General features: G+C 40.0%; 20 protein-coding genes. 14 read left to right on the top strand and 6 right to left on the bottom strand.

Annotation, left to right across the window (positions count from 1 at the left end; translation table 11 throughout):
- Nucleotides 1-12 precede the first annotated feature (12 nt).
- Entirely contained in the window at nucleotides 13-999 is a 987-nt protein-coding gene (locus ABFV83_RS09805; RefSeq protein ID WP_349948674.1) for a hypothetical protein, read from the bottom strand.
- Nucleotides 1,000-1,285: 286 nt separating this feature from the next.
- Between ABFV83_RS09805 and ABFV83_RS09800 the strand changes: the two genes are divergently transcribed.
- The 10 genes from ABFV83_RS09800 (at nucleotide 1,286) to ABFV83_RS09755 (ending at nucleotide 10,533) form a co-directional block, all read left to right on the top strand.
- On the top strand, nucleotides 1,286-1,717 hold the full coding sequence (locus ABFV83_RS09800; RefSeq protein WP_349948673.1) for a hypothetical protein: 432 nt from the start codon (nucleotides 1,286-1,288) through the stop codon (nucleotides 1,715-1,717).
- An 8-nt stretch (nucleotides 1,718-1,725) separates the two neighbouring features.
- Entirely contained in the window at nucleotides 1,726-1,974 is a 249-nt protein-coding gene (locus ABFV83_RS09795; RefSeq protein WP_349948672.1) for a hypothetical protein, read from the top strand.
- A gap of 5 nt (nucleotides 1,975-1,979) precedes the next feature.
- Entirely contained in the window at nucleotides 1,980-2,723 is a 744-nt protein-coding gene (locus ABFV83_RS09790) for an AraC family transcriptional regulator (RefSeq protein ID WP_349948671.1), read from the top strand.
- 232 nt (nucleotides 2,724-2,955) lie between these two features.
- Nucleotides 2,956-4,122 carry an IS110 family transposase gene (locus ABFV83_RS09785; RefSeq protein WP_349948670.1) on the top strand — a complete coding sequence of 389 codons (1,167 nt, stop codon included), beginning with the start codon at nucleotides 2,956-2,958 and terminating at the stop codon, nucleotides 4,120-4,122.
- 348 nt (nucleotides 4,123-4,470) lie between these two features.
- A complete protein-coding gene (locus tag ABFV83_RS09780; RefSeq protein ID WP_349948669.1) occupies nucleotides 4,471-5,631 on the top strand; it encodes a tyrosine-protein phosphatase in 1,161 nt (386 codons plus the stop codon).
- Between the two features lie 94 nt (nucleotides 5,632-5,725).
- A complete protein-coding gene (locus tag ABFV83_RS09775; RefSeq protein WP_349948668.1) occupies nucleotides 5,726-6,259 on the top strand; it encodes a nitroreductase family protein in 534 nt (177 codons plus the stop codon).
- 423 nt (nucleotides 6,260-6,682) lie between these two features.
- On the top strand, nucleotides 6,683-7,828 hold the full coding sequence (locus ABFV83_RS09770) for a sodium ion-translocating decarboxylase subunit beta (RefSeq protein WP_349948667.1): 1,146 nt from the start codon (nucleotides 6,683-6,685) through the stop codon (nucleotides 7,826-7,828).
- Between the two features lie 122 nt (nucleotides 7,829-7,950).
- Nucleotides 7,951-9,450 (top strand): ATP-binding protein, encoded by a 1,500-nt coding sequence (locus ABFV83_RS09765; RefSeq protein WP_349948666.1) that lies wholly within the window; start codon nucleotides 7,951-7,953, stop codon nucleotides 9,448-9,450.
- A gap of 60 nt (nucleotides 9,451-9,510) precedes the next feature.
- Complete coding sequence (locus ABFV83_RS09760; protein ID WP_349948665.1) at nucleotides 9,511-10,224, top strand: response regulator transcription factor; 714 nt, start codon at nucleotides 9,511-9,513, stop codon at nucleotides 10,222-10,224.
- Nucleotides 10,225-10,317: 93 nt separating this feature from the next.
- A complete protein-coding gene (locus ABFV83_RS09755) occupies nucleotides 10,318-10,533 on the top strand; it encodes a hypothetical protein (protein ID WP_054740019.1) in 216 nt (71 codons plus the stop codon).
- A 133-nt stretch (nucleotides 10,534-10,666) separates the two neighbouring features.
- On the opposite strand, the gene ABFV83_RS09750 is transcribed toward ABFV83_RS09755, so the two are convergent.
- Nucleotides 10,667-12,037 carry an APC family permease gene (locus ABFV83_RS09750; protein ID WP_349948664.1) on the bottom strand — a complete coding sequence of 457 codons (1,371 nt, stop codon included), beginning with the start codon at nucleotides 12,035-12,037 and terminating at the stop codon, nucleotides 10,667-10,669.
- A 291-nt stretch (nucleotides 12,038-12,328) separates the two neighbouring features.
- Here ABFV83_RS09750 and ABFV83_RS09745 point away from each other — a divergent pair, with 291 nt between their 5' ends.
- Complete coding sequence (locus ABFV83_RS09745) at nucleotides 12,329-12,490, top strand: hypothetical protein (RefSeq protein WP_349948663.1); 162 nt, start codon at nucleotides 12,329-12,331, stop codon at nucleotides 12,488-12,490.
- Nucleotides 12,491-12,610: 120 nt separating this feature from the next.
- Here ABFV83_RS09745 and ABFV83_RS09740 read toward each other — a convergent pair whose 3' ends face one another.
- From ABFV83_RS09740 to ABFV83_RS09725, 4 genes are all read right to left on the bottom strand, one after another.
- Complete coding sequence (locus ABFV83_RS09740; RefSeq protein WP_349948662.1) at nucleotides 12,611-12,799, bottom strand: hypothetical protein; 189 nt, start codon at nucleotides 12,797-12,799, stop codon at nucleotides 12,611-12,613.
- A 67-nt stretch (nucleotides 12,800-12,866) separates the two neighbouring features.
- Nucleotides 12,867-13,055 (bottom strand): alpha/beta-type small acid-soluble spore protein, encoded by a 189-nt coding sequence (locus ABFV83_RS09735; protein WP_349948661.1) that lies wholly within the window; start codon nucleotides 13,053-13,055, stop codon nucleotides 12,867-12,869.
- A gap of 99 nt (nucleotides 13,056-13,154) precedes the next feature.
- A complete protein-coding gene (locus ABFV83_RS09730) occupies nucleotides 13,155-13,742 on the bottom strand; it encodes a hypothetical protein (protein WP_349948660.1) in 588 nt (195 codons plus the stop codon).
- Between the two features lie 103 nt (nucleotides 13,743-13,845).
- Nucleotides 13,846-14,175, bottom strand: a complete 330-nt coding sequence (locus ABFV83_RS09725; protein WP_349948659.1) for a LysR family transcriptional regulator — start codon at nucleotides 14,173-14,175, stop codon at nucleotides 13,846-13,848.
- A gap of 376 nt (nucleotides 14,176-14,551) precedes the next feature.
- Between ABFV83_RS09725 and ABFV83_RS09720 the strand changes: the two genes are divergently transcribed.
- The 3 genes from ABFV83_RS09720 to ABFV83_RS09710 all read left to right on the top strand — a co-directional run bounded on the left by ABFV83_RS09720 (nucleotide 14,552) and on the right by ABFV83_RS09710 (nucleotide 18,183).
- Nucleotides 14,552-15,094 carry a 4Fe-4S binding protein gene (locus tag ABFV83_RS09720; protein WP_349948658.1) on the top strand — a complete coding sequence of 181 codons (543 nt, stop codon included), beginning with the start codon at nucleotides 14,552-14,554 and terminating at the stop codon, nucleotides 15,092-15,094.
- A 57-nt stretch (nucleotides 15,095-15,151) separates the two neighbouring features.
- Complete coding sequence (gene xdh, locus ABFV83_RS09715) at nucleotides 15,152-17,749, top strand: selenium-dependent xanthine dehydrogenase (RefSeq protein ID WP_349948657.1); 2,598 nt, start codon at nucleotides 15,152-15,154, stop codon at nucleotides 17,747-17,749.
- Between the two features lie 290 nt (nucleotides 17,750-18,039).
- Nucleotides 18,040-18,183 (top strand): hypothetical protein, encoded by a 144-nt coding sequence (locus ABFV83_RS09710; RefSeq protein ID WP_347844286.1) that lies wholly within the window; start codon nucleotides 18,040-18,042, stop codon nucleotides 18,181-18,183.
- Nucleotides 18,184-18,254 lie beyond the last annotated feature (71 nt).

Below are 18,254 nucleotides of genomic sequence, written 5' to 3'. Positions count from 1 at the left end.
ATATTTAAGAGGTTACGGGTTCGATTCCCGTTTTCTCCACCATACAAAGACCTGCGTTTCTGCTGGTAAATTCACTTTCATAAATGTGCTTCCCCCATCCATTGTGGTATACAAGGCATAGCTGTCAGTTCCGACTTCGCCATATTCAAAAACACCTGTGTCTTCATCGAAGAACATCACGTTTTGCAGCAACGTGTCCGATGGGGTAGCTGATATGAATGACCAGTGTTCGCCTCTGTCTACGGATCTATAAACAGCGGCCGCTTCGTGCTGCATTGCCCAGTCGTATGAAACAACCAAATAACCTATATCTCCAAAGAAAAATTGATAATGGTAGCCGGTGTCTCTTTCCTCCCAATTTTCTCCGTCTACTGAATATGACATCACGCTCCGTGATCTCGTATCCGAGCCATCAAATGTGCATTTCATTTCTTCGGGCGGGAAAGAGATTGCTATTTTATCTGTGATCTCCAACAGAGCAAAGTCTTCTTCATAACTCGCAATCAGATTACCTTGAAAATCCTGAAACCAGTAGTTTTGCTTAGGCCCTTCATTTCCAATAACTTTATTTCCGCAAACAAGGAAATTTATGTATTCGTAATACTCGATATTCGTATCCAAATAGCTCCTATCATAAGAGACCATCTTTTGACCGTATTTTTCCACCACATGCTCAGGGTTATATCCAAAAGCCGCCCCGAATAATGCGAGGATTACAAACGCACCGGTTCCTAACAGGATAATGACAATTCCGGTTGCGGACACAATTTTTCGCAAAATGCCTTCTTTCGGTCTTGAATATACCTTAGTCAGCGTGTATATAATGCCGCCTGATAAAGCAAACCCGAGAAGCGCTATGATAACAAAGAACGTGATTCCGACCCATGCTCGAAGCATCAAACCGTAATGCTGTAGAATACAGACCAAACCCCATCCCACAACAGCAAGACCGATTCCGCTTCCCAATGTACATAGCGAAAACTTTATTCCTCTTTTCATCGAACCACCTCCTATATCCTGATCCGTCTTGCCCCAAACTAATCTTACATTTGTAATATTCGTATATTACCCCCGTAGGTGGTAAAAGTCAAGGTGAGCGTTATGAACGAGCGGTGAACGAAAAAAGCCCCGCCGCCCTCCGGATTGAACCGGCTGGCAGCGGGGCAAAAATATCTGGTGTATCATTGTAGCAATAGTGAGGTCTATAGACATAACAATAAGCAGCAAAAAATATCAAGTTTCCTGTTCCATTTCATTTTATACTTTACAGAAAAGGAGAGTAGATATGAAAGAGATTAAAGCACATCTTAAAAATTTTGAAGGAACGAATTACGAGGTTGGAAAGAAAATTGGTGAATGGGTTTTATTACAACCGGATTTACTGCAGAAAGTATTGTTGCCGCCAAAAGTATATCCGGAGAATAAATTAATCCAAATCACAGATTTACTGGACAAATATTGCAGTGGTATTAATGATGAAATGGAAGAAATGTGTTTTGCTTATACAAATATTACAGGCAAATATAAGTATATTGGTTCAACTCTAAATCTATTTGGCAGATGTGATGGTATGAATGAATATGGTTTAGCTGTTTGTAAAGCCAGTAATGGCTTACCGGTCGGTAATTTTGAAGGAGGGCAAAAAGCAGGTGTAACGGGTTTTGGATTGTTGTTCGCAGTATCTTGGAAAATTGCCGTACAGTTAAAGAAGCAATAGATTGGACAATGGAAGCTCCAATCGGTTTATCCACACCTTATCCAGACGGTCTCTGTTGTCATTATTATGATGAGTTTTTTGGAACACTGCGTTCTATGATATTTGATGTAACTGAAAAAAACATAGAAATAACGTTTGGTTCTCCTAAAATAAATAAGTGGAATACATTTCTGGTTGGAGCGTTAAATGAAAAAGAGATTAAAGTAATGCTTCCTCAAGAAAAAGCAGGGAAGGACTTTTATAAAATAACATACTGAAATATATGAAAGGAGGGGCTATCCTGGGTAAGGAAGAAGTTATTGGGAAGGCAATTATATTTATTGAAAACAATTTGTATAATTCTATTTCAGCTTGTGATGTTGCCAAGGCGGCAGGCTACTCCTATTATCATTTTCATCGTTATTTTTATGTTATTATGGGAGAAACTATTAGAAGTTATATCAGAGGCAGACGGCTGACACAGGCAGCATGGAGTTTAGTACATACTGATAATAAGATGTTTAAACTGGAAAATCAATGTAGTTTGGAAGCTCGGATAGTAAATACTATTCCAAAATATATTATGGGTATAAGATTTAAAACGGATATTGATACAAGCAATATTGTTGAAATGTGGAGTATTTTCAATGAGTTGGTGTCCAGGCTGGACTATGATGTATGTGCATGCAAACGATATAGCATATTTGAATCAACAGAGTCATGTTCGGTAGATAAATTTAATGCAGACAGTGAAGCAACTGTCTTTATAGGCATTGAAGTACACCAAAATAATAATATACCGGAGGAAATGCTGATAAAAAGGTTAGTCTCTAATAAATATGCAAAATTTACTCATACTGGAACTGCTGGATCTTTACTTAAAACATACCGGTATATATGGGGGTATGGTTTCCGAATAGCGGATATGAAATCGCCGGACATGATGATTTTGAATGTTATACAGAAAATTTTTCAGGTCCTGATAATCCTGATTCTGAAATTGATATTTATTTTCCTCGTATGTTAAATTAATATTAGTTCCTTACTCTTTCTTGAGTAAGTGTATACTGTTTATAGGCACTGTGAATTAGTCGAACTTTCCTAACGCTTAGACGTTTGTTTATAGGCTATAACCACAGCTGCCTGCTTAAATGTTGATCAGTTAGATAACGCATGACGTTTTAATTAGCACGAGGCTACATAGCAGGCAGTTCTGTGGAACTGATAACAGTGTCAATTTACCATAAGGAGCTTTTATTATGATCTACGTAGGTATTGATGTCGCAAAAGATAAGCACGATTGTCTTATCACCAATTCGGACGGTGAAATTCTTTTCCCTGTCTTCACCATTTCTAATGATCTTATTGGATTTTCTCTTTTACTTCAGCGTATGCAATCCTGTACCAATAACCCGGAAACAATAAAATTAGGGCTGGAAGCAACTGGTCATTATAGCAACAATATCGCTGATTTCCTCGTTAATAAAAACTACCACATTTTTATTATCAATCCGCTTCACACTAGTCTATACAAAAAAAGTCTAAGCTTTAGAAAGACTAAAACGGACAAGGCTGACGCCCAATCAATCGTATCAATGCTGATGACACAGAAGCTAACGCCCTATGCACCTGCATCATACCATGAAAAAGAACTAAAGTCACTAACAAGATATCGTTTTAACCTTGTAAAAGATTGCTCCAGGCTCAAAGTATCGTTTGCCAGGTTGATGAATATCATTTTCCCCGAATTAGAGAAAATAGTTCATGAGCTACAGGTTAATTCGGTTTATCACCTTATGAGTGAATACACAGATACTAACGCCATTTCAAAGGCTCATCTGACTCGTTTGACTAACCTTTTATCAAAACATTCAAAAGGTCACTATGGTCGCCAAAAAGCAATTGACATCAAAAAAGCCGCCAAACAATCGATCGGAACCTGCGATGGCATACAGACCATTGAACTACAGCAAACCTTAGCTCGCATTTTTCTGCTACAGGAACAAACCGAAGTGATTGAAAAAAGAATAAAAGAGATTGTTAAAAATATAGATTCTCCTTTTATAACAATTCCCGGTATTTCTTATATAACTGCAGCTATCATCCATGCTGAGATAGGTGACTTTTCTGATTTTTCTAATGCCGAAAAAATACTTGCATTTGCTGGAATGGAGCCATCTATCTATCAATCTGGGAAGTATACGTTTACCCATGCCAAAATGGTTAAGCGAGGCTCAAAATACCTGCGTTTCGCACTTTATACAGCTGCTAAAAATGTTGGTAACTGGGACACTAATTTCAGTTTATTCTTGCAGAAAAAACAGGCAGAAGGAAAACCTTATAATGTTGCAGTTTCCCACGTTGCGAAAAAACTGGTCAGAGTTCTTTACTGTATGGAAATGAAACATGAAGCTTACATAAAGTAGTTCTTATCTCTCATATCAATTTTACAAGGCAGCTTTAAGGGTGCTTTATTTGTCATGCGATTTTCAAAGTACAATTATATAACAGGAAAACTAATATAAAATAACTACTTGACATAGTTAGTCTATAAAGTAAGTTAATGAAAATGTTTGGTCAGCCAATCAGCCTTATAAAAGGCTTTAATAGAAGGGGAAAAAGAAATAGAGCTCATTTGATGTAAGAAATAAAAGACTTAAAAAAATGCCTGTAAAAAGGGGAAAACTGATGCGTAATTAATCTTAACATCCTGCTTATTTTGTGGTATTCTTGATATGTGAGGTTTACAAAATATTATATTTGGAGGCGTTTTAATGAAAAGGAGAAAATGTATTTCGATTGGCTTATTTATTGCTGTGTTCTTAAGTGGTGCTAAGCCTGTTTACACCATGGCTTATGAAAATGCAAGTGTAATTCAAGAGTCGCAGAACCAGTTATCCGTTAGTGTTTCAAAAGTGCATGAAAAATATGGCAATGTATATATTAATATTAAAAACCCTGATTTTCTAAAGTTATTCCAATATGGCGACATCGTGAATGTGGCAATTGGCGGGCAGTTATTAGAGGTTCCGGTATGTTCCTCATATAGTGATGTGGACAGTAAGAAGGTCGTTATAGTTGCATCGTCAGCCGAGGAAAAATCCAATGAGGACATTATATTGGCAATAAATCTCGGCAGCTTTGCCGATACATACGGGACGGCTGTTAATGATCAGGTAACCATCACCCTTTCAAAAAAGGGAGGATACCTGGATGAATACGAAGTACGCCAACTGAAACGTACTAACAACAGAGATGATTATAGCAGTGATGAGGTGTTTGCCAATTTCCGTGAAGCGGCTTTTGGCAGTATAGCTCCGGGCAGGCTATACAGGTCTTCCAACCCGATCAATCCGGAAATCGGAAGAAACAAATACGCTATGAGGCTTACAAAGGATGCGGGAGTTAATGTTATATTTAATCTTTCCGAAACAGCCGAGGAGGTTGCGGGTCATTTAAGAACCGATGCTAACGGCGAACTTGCATATTATAAGGGACTGAATGATATCGGTAATGTGTATGCACTGGGCATGGGACTTGACTTACAATCGGAAGATTTCAAGCAGAAGCTTGCTGTTGTTTTACGGGAAATGGGCGAAAAGAAAGGTCCATACCTTATCCATTGCGTAGAGGGAAAAGACAGGACTGGTTTTGTTGTCGCATTGCTTGAATCCCTGATGGGCGCGAAATATTGGGAGATTAAGACTGACTATATGGACAGTTTCGTTAATTTCTACCATGTGCCTGTCGCACCTGGTCAATATGACCGGATTGGGAACAACAACATCCTGGAGAGTATGAGACAGATGGCTGGTATTTCCAAAGGAAGCAGTCTTAAAGGGGTAGATTTGACCAAAGCAGCAGAGGGTTATATCAAGTCAATCGGTTTAACTGATGATGAAATAGAAAAACTTAGAGTCAATCTTTCTAACTGAGGCAGTACCAACAGTAAAGCATCATCCGAAAGCGGTGGGAAGATCAATTGGAACACGTTTATTTGCAAGTTTCACACATAAAGGAGCAATTAAAATGAATGATTTTATGGATTTATGCCTTCGCAGGCAAAGCAGCAGAAATTTTAAAGATCAACCGGTAGAACATGAAAAGCTGGTCAAATGTGTTGAGGCGGCCCGCCTGGCACCTTCCGGCTGTAATGGTCAGCCCTGGAGTTTTGTGGTAGTCGAAAATCCAGAACTTATAGAAAAGGTAGCGGAAGCTGCACAGCAGTTGGGATCAAATGGGTTTGCTTCCAAAGCACGGGCATTTTTTGTTGTGGTTGAAGAACATGCAAATTTAATGCCCCATGTTAGGAGCCTTGTAGACAGCCAGTATTTCGCTCCCGGCGATATTGGAGCGGCAATTGCCTATCTTTGCCTGGAAGCTGAATCACAGGGAATCGGTACTTGCATTTTTGGAATGTATGATAGAGAGAAAATTGCTTCACTGCTGAACACTCCAAAGGAAAAGCATATATGCGGATTAATTGCAGCCGGATATCCGGCAGATCAGACGGTACGAAAGAAATCCCGCAAACCACTGGAGGAAATTGTCCGGTTCGTTTAAATTCCTTTTAAGCTTCTAATACAAAGCTTACGATTCTGCCGTACATATCCTTTACACCAATACAACTTCATATTCAATGATCCTAAAAGTCAGTATTTTGCCTATGGCACTGTACTGACTTTTTTTGTAATTGTTTGTCAAAATTCACATAGGTGCTGTGGGAAACAGGGGGAATTTTTTAAAGTCTTCCGATTTTCTTAACAGCTTCTTTATGCATATTTCTTTTATAATTAATACAAATGAATAAATTATTAATAAAAAAGGAGGAAAATAGGTTGGGAAACTACACCTTTGCAATCAATTCTCAAAGAAAAATGACCATTTTTGACATATCAAAACTATTGAATATAAAATATGGAAAGAAAACCCAATGCTAGATATAATTGTTAACCACAATAACGTAACTACACAAATAACCAGGAGATGATTGTGATTAATTATATAACAAATATAATTAATAATTTAACACTGCCGGAAATAATAATGATAATTTTGGCCCTTGCCCTTGCATATATGGCTATAGAAAAAAGGTATGAGCCCCTGCTGCTTCTTCCATTGGCATTTGGAATGATTATTGCCAATATATCAATTGCGGGTCTGTCCTCTTATGATGAAGGCGGATTGATTTATTATTTGTATAAGGGCATTGAGCTTGGAATTTATCCTCCCATGATTTTTATCTGTATTGGTGCAATGACAGATTTTAGTCCATTAATATCATCGCCAAAAACAGCGTTAATTGGTCTTGGAGGTCAGGTTGGTATATTTGCGGCGATGTTTGGAGCATTAGGCATAGGGTCTGTAATTTCTCATTTTATCCCCGGCTTTGAAAACTTTACCATACAGGAAGCGGCAGCTATCGGAATAATAGGAAGTTCAGACGGTCCGACTTCCATTTATATCACAAAGCAGCTGGCAGGTCATCTGCTTCCGACGATTACTATTGCAGCGTATTCCTATATGGCTTTAGTTCCTCTTATTCAGCCGCCTATCATGAGAGCACTTACCACCCAAGAGGAAAGAATGATAATTATGCCTATTCCTAAAAAGGTGTCCAGGAGAAAGAAAATTCTTTTTCCTATTGTAACTACTTTGCTGGTTTTAATCTTCGTTCCTTCTGCTGCAACGTTAATAGCAATGCTGATGCTTGGTAATCTTATCAGAGAGAGCGGCGTGGCAGAAAGGTTAGTCAGAATGCTGCAGGGGGATTTGCTGAATCTGCTTACCCTGTTAATTGGTTTATCCATTGGAGGAAGTGCAACGGCTGAGAGGGTATTAAATATTAAAACACTTTTTATTATTATCTTAGGCCTTTTTGCATTTATAATGGGAACAGCCGGAGGAGTACTGGTAGCAAAAGTTTTATGCAAATTAACAGGAGGAAAAGTAAATCCCCTCATTGGAAATGCAGGAGTATCTGCGATGCCAATGGCTGCAAGAATATCACAAAAGCTAGGCCATAAATACAATCCTTCAAACCATCTTTTAATGCATGCAATGGGGCCGATTGTTGCAAGCACCATAGGTTCAGCAATAATAGCAGGAATTTTTATTTCCATGTTCGGATAATAAATTATTTATAGCTGGTACAGTTAAACAATGATATAATGTATAATAGTAAATGTATGGAGATGAAAGATGATTCCGGACATCTAGTCAATAATATATGAAAAAGTGTAGGGTGAGTTGATTTGAATAAGAAAAAGGCTAAAAATATTATTTTCTCTTTCTGTATTCTTTGCGGTACATTACTTATCTGCGAAGTTCTTTACCGTAATAATTTTGGATACCAGAATATAAACATTGTAATGGCTATGGCAATATTTATTATTACAGCTGTTACAGAAGAGTATATATATGGATTGTTATCAGCAGTTATAGGAGTATTTACTTATGATTTTTTAATAACTTCACCAAGATTTGGTTTTAGTTTTACTGTGAATTTTCCATTAACTCTTATTATCCTTCTGCTTGTAGTTTTCACCAGCAGCATTATTACTACCAGCATTAAGGCACAGGCGGAACATGCCAGGCAGAAATGCCAGCAGGCTGAATTGCTATACAGTATTAACCGGAAGCTTCTTTCTACCAGGGATCTGCATACGATTGTAAGATATTCAATGGATTACTTAAAGGATGAACTAATTCATTCTGTAGCTTTTTTTGAAGATATCAAACCAGAGGGAAAGTTGAATCCTTATTTTACATATGTAAAAGATGATGTGGGTATTGAATATTTTACGAAAGAGGAAATATTTCATTTAGTAAGGCTTGCTGCGGATAAGCAGGAAGCTTTGGATGATAAAGACTATGGCTACTTTTTGCCCATAATGACTCAGAACATAACATATGGAGTATTTGCTTTTTCTTTTAATGAAAAGGATTTGGACAAAAAGCAAAAGATGTTTTTAGAATTAATAGCGGAGCAAACGGCTCAGGCACTTAGGATGTACCGTCTTATGGCGGAACAGCAGGAAATTAAGGTGATGATGGAAACGGAAAAAGTAAAGAACAGCTTTTTAAGAAGTATATCTCACGATTTGAGAACTCCGCTTACTGGTATTATAGGTGCAAGTTCTACTTTACTGGAAGAAGGGAATAAGATTCCTTATGAGGTACAGGCCAGACTGACAGAGGGGATACAAAATGATGCCCAATGGCTTTTGAATATGATTGAAAACATTTTGTCCATTACAAAGGTTCAGAACAATGGCATGGTGATTGATAAATCAGAAGAAATCGTTGAAGAGGTTATAGAAGAGGCTGTCTCAACTTTTCGCAAGCGCTTTCCTAATACCAGAATCACCATAAATCAGCCTGAATATGTGATTTTAATTCCCATAGATATTATGTTGATTTCTCAGGTCATTATTAATATTTTGGAAAATACTCAAAGACATGCTGGAGGCCAGAGGTCGGATGTGGTAATAGAAGTAAAAGAAGAGGATGATTTTGTAAGTTTTTTAATAACAGATACCGGTCCGGGAATAGATCCAAAGATTCTTCCCAAGCTATTTGATTTTACGGTTACGCAGGAGAACCCATATAAAGATTCAACGAGAAATCTGGGGATAGGGCTTTCCATTTGTAAAACCATAATCAGAGCTCATGGAGGAGAAATATATGCAGCTAATCGTCCAGAAGGCGGGGCACAATTCATGTTTACAATACCGCTTGGCAGTGAGAAATAATTTTTAAAGATTATTTGCGCCTGCGGTTCAGGGGATACAGTTTACCAGAAAGGTGTTGCTATGGAAAATAAACACGTTATTATGATAGTAGAGGATGAGGACGCAATCATCGAATTCATTTCTGTAAAATTAGAATTGCAAGGCTATAGGATACTGAAAGCCGTCAATGGAAAAGAAGCCATTTCCTTTGCCTCTTCTCATTGCCCGGATTTAATTTTACTGGATTTGGGGCTGCCGGATATGGATGGCATGGAAGTACTGAAGTCTATTAGGAGCTGGAGTATGGTTCCTGTTATTATTATTTCGGCCAGGCATGAAGACAAGTTCATTGTAACGGCTCTTGACAGTGGTGCAGATGACTATATTACAAAACCTTTTAACAATGCGATTCTGGTAGCAAGAATCAGAACTGCCTTGCGGAGAGGACATATATCGAAAATAAAGAACAGCAAAGTGAATCATCCTTTTCGTTTTGGGGATTTATATATTGATTATGATAGGAGAATAGTAACGGTGGCCGGAGAAACCGTACATTTAACCCCTATTGAATACCGGATTATCGTCCTGCTCTCTATTAATGCAGGTACTGTATTGACCCATGAATTTTTATGCCGTGAACTTTGGGGGCCTTATGTAAACAAAAGCAAAGCCCTTCGGGTTAATGTTGCAAACCTGCGGAGGAAAATTGAAAAAGATACGTCAAATCCTCAATACATTATAACAGAGATGGGAGTGGGATACAGGCTGTTAGAAGATATTGACAGGCTGCAATAATTATAATAAAAAATATTTGCCGTCCATCTCCTGATTTTCTCTGTATAGTTTCTGTAGAAATACAAAAACTATTGACAGATAGGAGGTATCATTATGGCAAAAGCAGGTATGAGAAGACCGAGTCCTTATGATTCAAACAATCATGGAACGGAAAATCATGAGAAAATGCATCGTCCGAAGAATGAGCAGGCCAAGGTGCCGGAAATCCAGGGCGCTGCGAAAAATGGGCATGAGAAAGCTGGCACAGTCAATGCTCCAAACTGGGCTAGAGATGATTACAAAATGGGAAATAAACATGACGGTGTTTAATAAAGAGGTGCCGCTTCATAGCTAAGGCTTAGCTATGAAGCGGCACAATATTTTTATACTTTGTTCCATTCCTGTCCATGCCTGCCGTATAAAGATCCGGATTTGCAGTACTTTTAAATTTCACATTCATTCTTTATTTATGTGGTACCTCATTTAACGGCAGTTTTGCTTTCTGCAAAAGCACAGCGCCAAATGCCATGATAGCAAAAAATACAATCAGATAAGCAACCGCAGCAATTCCGTGGGCAAACCAGGCGGCAGCAATCATAAATACACAGCCAGCAAGGGAAATGGAGGGCATAAGTATCCGGTTGAAAAAATTAAGCCCTTTCCCTTTTGCCATGAACATAATAAAAATAGGGATGTACAGGGCATAAATTGTGATAATGGGCAATTCCGAAGAATCAAAGCTGAAAAACCCGAACCAACTGGCGGTCAGGTTTGCCCCGTAAAAATAAAATAACCAGATGCCGCAAAGAAACAACCCCATAATTGCGGAATTAACAGGCATATTAGTTGCCGGGTCAACCTGGCTGAAAACCCGGGGTTTTGGGCCAAGACCTCTTGCAGCAATGGAATAGATCCCACGTGTGCAGCCAAGCATCAGCCCGTTTAAGGTTCCAAGGCATGATATGATGACGAACACAAACAAAAGGGAACCGCCTGCAGAGGTGAAAACCGTCTGGAATGCCAGCTTGGCGCCGGTTTCGCCGCCAGCCATCATCACTTCATTTTTAATCGTTCCGGCCAAACCAATATAATACAGGATATAAACAGACATGGTAATAAATGTACCTGCTATCAAAGCCAGGGGAAGATTTCTCTTTGCATTGTTTAATTCTGCATTGATGCAGGTTGCAATGATCCAGCCTTCGTAGGCAAAACTGGCGGCCACAACAGCCGTAAACAAACCGTTGGAAGTGCTTTGGGATACGTAATGGGTGAAATTATACATGGTCATACCATTTCGAAGCCCTGTGAACGTTCCGACAACTGCCATTAAAAAGAGTGGGATCAGCTTAATGACCGTGGTGCTTACCTGAAATTTCCCTGCCAGAACAGGAGACAAAGCATTCATTGTAAAGCTTGAAACAAGGTAAAGGCAGGCGATGGTCATACATTCTCCGCCTGTAATGGAAAAGCCAAAGATTACACAGGTGTAACGGGCGGAGACCCATGCAAGCACCGAGGTGATTGTGGGATAATAAATTGCAGCCATAAACCAGCCGACATAATAGGCATATTTTTTTCCCATTGTTGCTTCCGCGTAATCCACCACACCATTGATATACTGATATTTGGTAGCCATGACAGAAAAGGTGTAAGCACAGGAAATCATAATGATGCCTCCGATCACCCATGCCAGGATGCCGTCTTTTAAATTGCCTCCGGTTGCCGTAAGAATCTTTTCCGCCTTAAAAAACACACCGCTTCCGATGACGATACCTACAACCATTGCAATGGCTGTAAAAAGACCATATTTCTTTTCTAATTTCGGTTCCATAATTTAACCAGTCCTATTCTTCCATAAGATTCCTTTTTTATTATTCTTTCATCACGAATGAAAATAAGTGCCATATAGCAGGATTTTATATTATTATGGCCATATTTATTAATGAAAAAACTTTTTTCATTTTATCATAAGATTAGACATAATTCAGCAAGATTTTTCTGTTTTGGAAATAATCCTGGAAATTATAACAATTTCCTAACAGCAGCAATTCGGTAATCCATGGAATGTTTTAAGACGTAAAAGACCGGCAGCCGGGATTGACAGCATAACAGGAGATAATGTTTGGATTCCCTATGTCTCGGCTATTGCTATACCCAGGTCACGGATGTGCAGCAGGAAATCAATGGATTAATGGATATCAGGAGAAATTTCAAGGTGGATCCGGAGAAGATAAAGGAGATAAATGAGAAGAGGGTGGCGTTCTGGAGGGACGAACTCCGGTAGCACACGGCTTTTGCCAGAGCTGATTATTTTTATCATTGAGATTCATTAAAAAACAGTCACACTTGTGAAAGGTATCTGCCTTTTTGCAAGTGTGGCTGTTTTTTAATTGGAGATTGTTATTTATTTCGGTGCCACTAAAGACTGAACATAAGCAAGCATTTCTTCTCTCGACTGTATCATAAGAGTTTGATCGATAATTTGCTGCTGTGTCTGAGTGGGTAAGGAGAAAAAGTAATCCATTGCTTTATATTCTTCAAGTGCCAAACCAAAACCCACCGGTAATTCCGCACCGCTGTTATATTTTCCCATGGTTAGACCTCTCTGATCATATGATTTTTATATGGTAATGCTATTTGACTGTCAACGCTTAAAATGGTCATAAAGATTGATCCATTATCTGCTTTTCCTGCTCTTCAATCATTCTTTTAACCATATAACCATATTGATAAGATGTCATCTTACCATAATCATTGCTATTTATAGGGAAGCCAGTCTCTTCTGCAATTTCATACTTAAACCGGTCAAGGGCCGCCTTTGCTTCCGGAATAATATTTCCTTTTGGCATATAGAATCACCTCAATTCGTTTTATAAGATATTATAAAGTTTTTAAGAAAAAATATTCAGAAGCATATAGGAATATATTCATGAGTTATCGGTTCGTGGCTATATAACAAACCACCAGATAAGAACTGCAAGCCCGGAGCCGGCAATGCAGCAGATCGCATCATTCATTGTATCCACAAGACCTGCGGGCTGAATTGCTTTTTCAGATACATGGTTATTAGAAGCATTGATTTTCTGCCACCGCTGTGCATTTCCATGAGTGATGCAATCGCTTAAATATTCAAGTACTTCCCAAATTACATGAAGAGTTATGGGAAAGGTAAAGCCCAATAACAGAACTACCAGTTTCATAATGCCGGAGTTTGTGCCTGCAATTGCAATTCCAAAGCCCGCAAACCCGATGCCGGACAGAAAATGTATTGCCCGGTCCCACCATTTATATTTATCATAAAAAAGGAAAGAGCTTCCAAGGTACAATGCCATAAATATGATGATAAAATACACGAAGATGCTGAAAGCATCAACTCTTATTCGAAATAAGGCATTTAATAATTCCGGTAAGAATGACAATACAAATACTAAGATAACGGACTTCATTAACTTAAATTCCCGTTTGAAAACATGAAAAATTATTAACGCAAATAAAGCACACTGAAATATGATCTCGCAGAGACTCAAAAGCTTCATATCATCACCTCACGAGTTGAGTATGCACAGTGGCTGGAAAAAATATGCGTTTTTGAAAAGTGCTCTGTAAAATATGGAAAATCCTTTCCTGCTCATTGGGATATTAAAAATGAAATTCTTCCTCAACAAGCTTTTTTGCATATTCGTCCACGGATTTCTCAATCCTGCGATAGGTTTCAAGGACTTCTTTTCCTTTATCTGTTAAACGGGTTCCTCCCCGTTCATTTCCGCCCTTTTCAGAAATAACAACAGGAAAACCCAGTTCTTCTTCCAGGGTCCGGATCATCCGGATGGCCTTTGGATAGGAAATCCCCGTGTGTTCCGTTGCTTTTTTAATGGATTTATACATTTCAATGGCATCTAACATTTCTTTTACGCCTTTACCCATGAAAATTTTATCTTTTCCGATCCTTACTCTTGCAATTACGCGCATCGTTCATCACCTCAAATTTACTATACAAAGTTTTTAGGTGTGTGGCAAGGGGAACGTAAATAAAAAAATCAAAATTTTTGTTAGCTTGATTTTTTAAATCCGATATATTAATATAATTATATCGGTAAAAAAGAGAAAATTCCTCCTGCTTTTTAGACAGTTTGAACAAGTTTTTCAAGATTTGTTCTATTTTTATCTAAAAAATTTTGTTAATTACAAAAAGACAAGGATGAAAAAAGCATGGAAAGCTTGTGAGAGAGGATAGGAGGGAAGTAAAAAAATTATATGATATTGAAAATAGGATTCTGTATTTAGAATTCTGTAAAAAGACGATTTACGTGTCTTTATGAAAAAGGATGGAAAGGATGAGTTTCTTGTGAAACAGAAAAAGAAGAAAAAGGTTGCTTTGGTCTATTGCAGCGGGGGCAGGCGGGCAGCGGAAATAACAGATAGAACTGCGATAGAAGGTAATTGTGTCAGTGTTATGGAGAAATATCCGGAGGGAATCCTTAAATGTTCCTCCGGATGCCTTGGATTTGGCAGCTGCGTTTCTGCCTGCCGGCTGAAGGCCATTCATATTAATTCCCATGGAACGGCAGAGGTAGATCCGAAAGCATGTGTGGGCTGCGGTCTATGTGTGAAGGCCTGTCCGAAAAATCTGATTCGCCTGATCCCGCCGGATTTGGCAATCATGCCCCGCTGTTCCAACCATGACAGGGGAGCAGATGCAAAAGGAGTATGTGAGGTGAGCTGTATTTCCTGCCGGCTCTGTGAGAAAAACTGTCCGGTGGGGGCAATCCATGTGACGGGTCATTGCGCGGTCATTGACGAAGATCTATGCATCAGCTGTGGAATGTGCGCGGTAAAATGTCCACGGGGCACCATCGTTGACAGGGATGGGATTTTTACGGTGCTTTAAACAGCATGGACAGTGAGAAAAACAATAAATATGCGGTAGAGAAGGATTTGTGAGGAAATGGAAGATAAAATATATAGTTTTACTGTAAATGGAAGAACATGTGAAACATCACAGGATAAATCACTGCTCCGGTATCTGCGTGATGATCTCCGGCTTTTTTCAGTGAAAGATGGTTGCAGCGAGGGAGCCTGCGGGACTTGCACCATCATTGTAGACGGCAAGGCGGTAAAGGCCTGTGTTCTGACCACTAAAAGGGCAGTGGGACGCAATATTATAACAATAGAAGGGATGAGCAGTGAAGAAAAAGAGACATTTGTTTATGCATTTGGATCCAAAGGTGCGGTTCAATGCGGATTTTGTATTCCCGGTATGGTTATGGCGGGAAAAGCCCTGATCGATAAAAATCCTGATCCGTCGGAAGAGGAAATCAAGGTGGCAATCAAGGGGAATATCTGCCGGTGTACAGGATACAAAAAAATCATTGAAGGAATCCAGCTTGCGGCTGCAATTTTCCGTGGGGAACAGACCATAGAAAAGGATTTGGAAACAGGTGACGATTTTGGCGTAGGAAAGCGGGCGTTTCGTATCGATGTCAGGGAAAAGGTCCTGGGGTATGGCGAATATCCGGATGATGTGGTTCTTGATGGAATGGTATATGCCTCGGCGGTGCGCTCCAAATATCCCAGGGCAAGGGTACTTGATATTCATATGGAAAAGGCTCTGGCTCTGCAGGGAGTGCTGGCAGTTTTAACTGCTGCGGATGTTCCAAACAACAAGGTCGGACATATCCAGCATGATTGGGATGTAATGATCACAAAAGGAGATATCACCCGCTGTGTGGGCGATGCAATCTGTCTGGTTGTTGCTGAAACAGAAGAGATACTGGAAAAAGCCAAAAAGCTGGTCCAGATTGACTATGAAGAACTGGAGCCGGTCAGAAATGTTCATGAAGCCAAGGCGGAAGGAGCCCCGGCCATTCATCCAAATGGAAATCTATGCCAGTCACGCCATGTGACCCGTGGGGATGCAAAAACAGCTCTGGAAAATTCCAAATACGTAGTAACAAGAAGCTATAAAACGCCTTTTACAGAGCATGCGTTTCTGGAACCGGAATGCGCCGTTGCATTTCCTTATAAAGATGGAGTAAAAGTGTATTCTACAGATCAAGGGGTGTATGATACCAGACATGAAATATCCATGATGTTAAACTGGGAAGACCAGCAGGACCGCATTGTGGTTGAAAATAAGCTGGTAGGCGGCGGATTCGGCGGAAAGGAAGATGTGTCGGTCCAGCATATTGCTGCATTGGCTGCCCTGAAGGTAAAACGTCCGGTAAAGGTGAAATTTTCCCGCCAGGAATCGTTGAATTTCCATCCAAAACGCCACCCCATGGAGGGAACCTTTACACTTGGCTGTGATGAAAATGGTATTTTCACCGGATTGGACTGTGAGATTTACTTTGATACAGGTGCCTATGCGTCTTTATGCGGGCCGGTATTAGAGCGCGCCTGCACCCATTCGGTGGGACCGTACTGCTATCAGAATACGGATATACGGGGCTTTGGATATTATACCAATAATCCGCCGGCAGGAGCATTCAGAGGCTTCGGTGTATGTCAAAGTGAATTTGCCCTGGAATCCAATATCAATATACTGGCAGAGATGGTGGGGATATCCCCCTGGGAGATCCGTTACCGCAATGCCATTGAGCCGGGCAAGGTTTTACCAAACGGTCAGATTGCGGACTGCTCTACAGCTTTGAAAGAGACCCTGGAGGCGGTACGGGAAGCCTATGAACAAAATCCAGGACGGGCGGGCATTGCCTGTGCTATGAAAAATGCAGGTGTAGGCGTTGGCCTGCCTGATAAAGGGCGGGCAAAGCTGGCGGTTCAAAACGGAATCGTGGAAATTTATGCGGCGGCTTCCGATATCGGCCAGGGCTGCGCCACGGTATTTGTACAGATGGTTGCAGAGACAACGGGGCTGCCAAGAAAGTGTATTAAAAACATGGGCTCTAATTCGGAAGTGGCTCCTGATTCAGGAACAACATCAGGTTCCCGCCAAACCCTGATTACAGGAGAAGCGGTCCGCATGGCTGCTTTAGACTTAAGTCAGGCATTGCAGGAGGCAGACGGAGATTTAGCCGCCCTTGAAGGAAAGGTATTTTTCTCAGAATATTTTGAGCCTACAGATAAGCTGGGGGCGGATAAGCCTAATCCGAAAAGCCATGTTGCCTACGGGTTCGCGACCCATGTGGTCATTATAGATGATGAAGGACGTGTAAAGGAAGTTTACGCTGCCCATGATTCTGGAAAGGTGGTCAATCCCATTGCAATACAGGGGCAGATCGAAGGGGGAGTTCTGATGGGCCTTGGCTATGCACTGACAGAAGACTGGCCCTTAAAGGATTGTGTTCCCCAGGTAAAATACGGAACCCTTGGCTTGATGAGAGCTGACCAGATTCCCGATATTCATGCCATTTACGTGGAAAAGAAAGATTTGCTTGGAGTGGCATATGGTGCAAAGGGAATTGGGGAGATCACTACCATACCCACAGCACCTGCTGTCCAGGGAGCTTACTATGCCCGTGACCATGTATTAAGGCCAAAGCTTCCCATGGAAGATACCTACTATTCAAGACTCAGGAAAAAATAATGGGCACAAGCTTCCGTCAGGCTCTATTGTAATGAAATGAGAGTGTTCTTTGTTAAAAGGTAAACCACAGCTTTGGCACATTGTCACTTCTGCCATATTTATCATTCCCTTTGTATAGTAACTCATCAACAGTTCGCTTATATTGGAAATACAAGCGAATTCCATTATAAAGGAGATCCATGTGGATTGTCACGGCAGCGCTTTGTTAAGATGGTGTTAAGATCGCCTTTTTTCTATTCCTTTTTATGGTAATTTTTACTAAAATAAAGGCAGAAAAGGAGGCGTGATATATGAATGCCATTATTATTTTATTGATTGTTGTTTATGCAATCATAGGTGGAGTGTCCACTCTGTATCTGTTTTTCAGTATGCCGGCAGTTATTATATGGAAGATTTATCGGAAGTTTAAATATCACATTTCCTTAATGAATTAAACGACGTAAAAATCCAAATTTTAAAGGGCGTCCCCGAACTATGATATTCATAGAGGGGGACACCCTTACGC

The sequence above is a fragment of the Lacrimispora sp. BS-2 genome, assembly GCF_040207125.1.
Classification (GTDB): domain Bacteria; phylum Bacillota; class Clostridia; order Lachnospirales; family Lachnospiraceae; genus Lacrimispora.
The sequence above is the reverse complement of the archived record's forward strand: the minus strand, read 5'-3'. Positions and strand labels throughout refer to the sequence as shown.

Bases quoted from the DNA above. Each gene is read 5' to 3' on its own strand.
- ABFV83_RS09805 (WP_349948674.1), bottom strand. From the start codon at position 999: ATGAAAAGAGGAATAAAGTTTTCGCTATGTACATTGGGAAGCGGAATC.
- ABFV83_RS09800 (WP_349948673.1), top strand. From the start codon at position 1,286: ATGAAAGAGATTAAAGCACATCTTAAAAATTTTGAAGGAACGAATTAC.
- ABFV83_RS09795 (WP_349948672.1), top strand. From the start codon at position 1,726: ATGGAAGCTCCAATCGGTTTATCCACACCTTATCCAGACGGTCTCTGT.
- ABFV83_RS09790 (WP_349948671.1), top strand. From the start codon at position 1,980: ATGAAAGGAGGGGCTATCCTGGGTAAGGAAGAAGTTATTGGGAAGGCA.
- ABFV83_RS09785 (WP_349948670.1), top strand. From the start codon at position 2,956: ATGATCTACGTAGGTATTGATGTCGCAAAAGATAAGCACGATTGTCTT.
- ABFV83_RS09780 (WP_349948669.1), top strand. From the start codon at position 4,471: ATGAAAAGGAGAAAATGTATTTCGATTGGCTTATTTATTGCTGTGTTC.
- ABFV83_RS09775 (WP_349948668.1), top strand. From the start codon at position 5,726: ATGAATGATTTTATGGATTTATGCCTTCGCAGGCAAAGCAGCAGAAAT.
- ABFV83_RS09770 (WP_349948667.1), top strand. From the start codon at position 6,683: ATGATTGTGATTAATTATATAACAAATATAATTAATAATTTAACACTG.
- ABFV83_RS09760 (WP_349948665.1), top strand. From the start codon at position 9,511: ATGGAAAATAAACACGTTATTATGATAGTAGAGGATGAGGACGCAATC.
- ABFV83_RS09755 (WP_054740019.1), top strand. From the start codon at position 10,318: ATGGCAAAAGCAGGTATGAGAAGACCGAGTCCTTATGATTCAAACAAT.
- ABFV83_RS09750 (WP_349948664.1), bottom strand. From the start codon at position 12,037: ATGGAACCGAAATTAGAAAAGAAATATGGTCTTTTTACAGCCATTGCA.
- ABFV83_RS09740 (WP_349948662.1), bottom strand. From the start codon at position 12,799: ATGGGAAAATATAACAGCGGTGCGGAATTACCGGTGGGTTTTGGTTTG.
- ABFV83_RS09735 (WP_349948661.1), bottom strand. From the start codon at position 13,055: ATGCCAAAAGGAAATATTATTCCGGAAGCAAAGGCGGCCCTTGACCGG.
- ABFV83_RS09730 (WP_349948660.1), bottom strand. From the start codon at position 13,742: ATGAAGCTTTTGAGTCTCTGCGAGATCATATTTCAGTGTGCTTTATTT.
- ABFV83_RS09725 (WP_349948659.1), bottom strand. From the start codon at position 14,175: ATGCGCGTAATTGCAAGAGTAAGGATCGGAAAAGATAAAATTTTCATG.
- xdh (WP_349948657.1), top strand. From the start codon at position 15,152: ATGGAAGATAAAATATATAGTTTTACTGTAAATGGAAGAACATGTGAA.
- ABFV83_RS09710 (WP_347844286.1), top strand. From the start codon at position 18,040: ATGAATGCCATTATTATTTTATTGATTGTTGTTTATGCAATCATAGGT.